The 3,565-nt window shown below is 71.6% G+C and carries 4 protein-coding genes; 3 read left to right on the top strand and 1 reads right to left on the bottom strand.

Features of this window, described 5'->3' with window-relative positions:
• Window positions 1–123: 123 nt before the first annotated feature.
• The 3 genes from P1P70_RS42055 (at window position 124) to P1P70_RS42045 (ending at window position 2,456) form a co-directional block, all read left to right on the top strand.
• Complete coding sequence (locus P1P70_RS42055) at window positions 124–1,014, top strand: calcium-binding protein (protein ID WP_319247388.1); 891 nt, start codon at window positions 124–126, stop codon at window positions 1,012–1,014.
• Window positions 1,015–1,200: 186 nt separating this feature from the next.
• Window positions 1,201–1,908, top strand: coding sequence for a hypothetical protein (locus tag P1P70_RS42050; RefSeq protein WP_319247386.1), 708 nt, complete (start codon window positions 1,201–1,203; stop codon window positions 1,906–1,908).
• Window positions 1,909–2,072: 164 nt separating this feature from the next.
• Window positions 2,073–2,456 carry a hypothetical protein gene (locus tag P1P70_RS42045; protein ID WP_319247384.1) on the top strand — a complete coding sequence of 128 codons (384 nt, stop codon included), beginning with the start codon at window positions 2,073–2,075 and terminating at the stop codon, window positions 2,454–2,456.
• Between the two features lie 39 nt (window positions 2,457–2,495).
• On the opposite strand, the gene hypE is transcribed toward P1P70_RS42045, so the two are convergent.
• Window positions 2,496–3,527, bottom strand: a complete 1,032-nt coding sequence (gene hypE / locus P1P70_RS42040; protein WP_319247383.1) for a hydrogenase expression/formation protein HypE — start codon at window positions 3,525–3,527, stop codon at window positions 2,496–2,498.
• Window positions 3,528–3,565: the final 38 nt, after the last annotated feature.

Below are 3,565 nucleotides of genomic sequence, written 5' to 3'. Positions count from 1 at the left end.
CGAGTCCGTCGATAGATGGGGGCCCGCCCCCCATGCGCCCCCCGGGCCCGCCGGGGACCGTGGGGGCGGCCGACGCGCCGACGGTGCGCGGGCAGGTCGACGGACGCAATCGAGAGGGAGTCCATGGCGAGACGAGCGTTACTCAGGGTCCTGGTGGTCGCGACGACGGCCGCCTCCGCGGTGACGTTGACCGGAGGGTCCGCGAGCGCGGCCACGGGTGTGTCCAAGAGCGGGACCAACGTGGTCGTCAACGCGGCGGCGGGACGCGCCAACAACATCACCGTGAGCCTGTCCGGGAGCAGCGTCGTCATCCAGGACAGCTCCGACACCCTGACCGCCGGGGTCGGATGCGCGCGCCAGGTCAACGGCTCGGTGGCCTGCCCGGTGAACCTCAACACCGACACGGTCGTGGTCAACGCCGGTGACGGCAACGACATCATCACCAAGACCGGCAACGTCCGCGGCGAGCTCAAGGGCGAGTCCGGCAACGACGTCGTCAACGGCGGCCCCAGCCCGGGCAGCAACATCCTCAACGGTGGTACGGGGAACGACACCCTGAACGGTGGCGTCACCTTCGACCTCCTCATCGGGGGCACGGGCGCGGACCGGCTCAGCGGCGGGGGCGGCGCCAGCGACATCGCCAGCTATCTGGAGAGCGGCTCCGGCGTGGTCGTCGACATCGACAACGCCGCCGACGACGGCATCGGGGGCGAGGGGGACAACGTCCTCACGGACGTCGAGATCGTGTACGGCAGCCCGTTCGGCGACACGCTCACCGGCGGCACGGCGGGCGACATCCTGTCCGGCTTCGGAGGCAACGACCTCCTGGTGGGCGGTACGGGCAACGACACCCTGGTCGGTGGCCCCGGCGGCGACAGCCACAGCGGAGGGGCGGGGAACGACACCCTCGACGCCGTGGACGGCGTGTTCGGCAACGACTCCCTCAACGGGGGCACCAACACCGACACCTGCACGGCCGACTCGAGCGACACCAAGAGCGCCTGCGAGGCGTGAGGTGACGCGGCGGGGCCGGACCAGCAGAGCCGCGGCCCGGCCCCGCGACGCCCCGCCGGTGGTACCGCGCAAGCCGGCGTGCAGAATTCGGCCAGGACGCGCACCTGCCTACGGCCGAAAATCGTCCCTTGCTCCCGAGCCGACAGGGCTCGTGGAGATCGTGAACGAGCAGGAGGGGGACGAACCATGAACGCCACGCCGAGGAAGACCCGCCAGAGACCCGGCGCCGTCCGAGCGGTTCTGCTGGGCGTCTGCGTCGCCGGAGCACTGGGGCTCAGCGGCTGCTCCGGTGACGGCGGCGCGGAGGCTGCGGACGGGGACGCGAAGGCGAGCGCGACCGCGACCGGCGATGTCCTCGACGAGGACGGCGGGAAGAACGGCGGCACGGCCGGGACGCCCGACGCGAAGGCGTCCGCGGGCGCGGACGACGACGCCGGGAAGTCCGGTGCCGCCCCCGACTCCCCCTCCGAGCCTCCCGCCTCGAAGGGGACGGGCTCGACGAATTCCGGCGGCGGCGACGGCAGCGGTGGCGACGCCGGGGACGACTGCGACCACAAGATGCCCATCTCCCCCGACGAGATCGCGGTCTACCGCTACACGCCCGAAGGCGGGTCCCTGAGCCTGATCGTCAAGCACGGCAACTGGGGGTGCGGCACCCCCGACTCGGACGGTGCCCCCTTCGAGACGGTCGGCAAGGAGACGTACCTCCCGTTGGACCAGGCCGCGAACATCACGGTGACCACGCCCATCGTGGAGAGCACCACGAACCAGCCCATCGGCGTCCAGGAGTTCCTGGACTGGCTGGAGGCCCACCCGGACTCGGGCCTCGTCTTCACCTACCACCTCGGCGACGACGGTGCCATCGACCGCCTCGACGAGGTCTTCACCCCCTGAGCCGGATCCCCTCGCGTGAAGCTCCGCCCGCCCCCGTAAGCGGGGGCGGGCCTGCCACGGCGCGGCGGCCACAAAGTGCTCGAACCACGACAAGGAGGGACAATCGACATATCGCGGTGACGCATGAGTACCGCCCCCATCGCCCACGACAGACAGGTCGGACCATGTCGAAGAAACCACGTTCGTCCGAGCCGCCGCACGGCAGGGGCCCGAGCCCTCACCGGGGCACCGAGCACCACGGCTGGTCGCCCGATGTGGACGAGACCCGTCAGCAGGACAATCCGAGCGCCCCGCGCTCCTTCCGTGCCGAGCACGCGGGCGAACCAGGCCCGGGCCGGAAGAAGTCCGCGCAGGAGAAAAAGTCCGTCCCCGGTGACAGGGCGAAGAGCGAGGGCACACCCGGCGAGGAGTACGGCGACGCGGACGAGAAGGGCCGCCGGGACACCGGCCGCAGGGGACGTTCCCAGCGCCCCAGCGGCACCAAGGACGCCGACGCCGTGACCGGTGTGGACCCGCAGGACCCGCAGGACCAGCCTCCTGGGACCTGACGGGGTCGGCGGCCCCGTCCGGCGACGCGCGGGTGCGCGTCAGCAGATGCGCGGCAGCTGCTCCCCGATCGGCAGATCGACCACCCGCGTCCCACCCAGCCCGGTGCGGGCCAGGACCATGCCGGGATGCCCTTCGACGACCTCACCGATGATCGTGGATCCCGCGCCCAGAGGGTGGGCCCGCATGGCTTCGAGGACGGCGTCGGCGCGCTCGCGCGGGACGAAGGCCACCAGTTTCCCCTCGTTGGCGATGTACATGGGGTCCAGTCCGAGAATGGCGCAGGCGTTGGCCACGGCCGGCGGGACCGGGACGTCGCGTTCCGTGATGACGACCCCGGTGCCGGAGGCCGCCGCGATCTCGTTGAGCGCCGCCGCGAGGCCGCCGCGGGTGGGGTCGCGTAGGACGTGCAGGTCGGGGGTGACGGCGAGCATCGCGTCGACCAGGCCGCCGAGGGCCGCGCAGTCGCTCTGGATCTCGACGCCGAACTCCAGGCCCTCCCGCACACTCATGATCGCCACCCCGTGGACACCGATGGCACCGCTGACGATCACGACGTCGCCGGGGACGACACGCTGGGGCCGCAGATCGACACCGGCCGGGACGAGACCGATGCCGGCCGTGTTGATGTAGACCCCGTCGCCGTGACCGGCCTCCACCACCTTGGTGTCGCCGGTGGCCACCTCCACCCCGGCGGCGCGCGCGGCCGCGCCCAGCGCCTGCGAGACCCGGGTGACCACCTCCAGCTCGACGCCCTCCTCCAGGATGAATCCGCAGGAGAGGTAGGCGGCACGGGCGCCGCGCATCGCGAGGTCGTTGACGGTGCCGTTCACCGCGAGGTCGCCGATGCTGCCGCCGGGGAAGAACAGCGGCCGCACCACGTAGGAGTCGGTGGAGAACGCCAGCCGGGCCCCGCCCAGCGCCAGAACGGCCGCGTCACCCTTCTGGGCGAGCACGTCACCGCCGTAGGCCGGTGCGAAGATCTGCTCGACGAGTTCGGCGGAGAGGGCTCCCCCACCACCGTGGCCCATGACGACGCGGGGCCTGTCGCGTACATATACCTCTCTCCCCACGCACAAGGCAAAAAAACCTATTGCCGCTTTTTGTTAAA

Source organism: Streptomyces sp. MB09-02B (assembly GCF_033794485.1).
Classification (GTDB): domain Bacteria; phylum Actinomycetota; class Actinomycetes; order Streptomycetales; family Streptomycetaceae; genus Streptomyces.
Note: the sequence above shows the minus strand (reverse complement) of the source record. Positions and strands in the feature narration are given on the sequence as shown.

Coding starts and splice junctions, on each gene's coding strand:
- P1P70_RS42055 (WP_319247388.1), top strand. CDS start 124: ATGGCGAGACGAGCGTTACTCAGGGTCCTGGTGGTCGCGACGACGGCC.
- P1P70_RS42050 (WP_319247386.1), top strand. CDS start 1,201: ATGAACGCCACGCCGAGGAAGACCCGCCAGAGACCCGGCGCCGTCCGA.
- P1P70_RS42045 (WP_319247384.1), top strand. CDS start 2,073: ATGTCGAAGAAACCACGTTCGTCCGAGCCGCCGCACGGCAGGGGCCCG.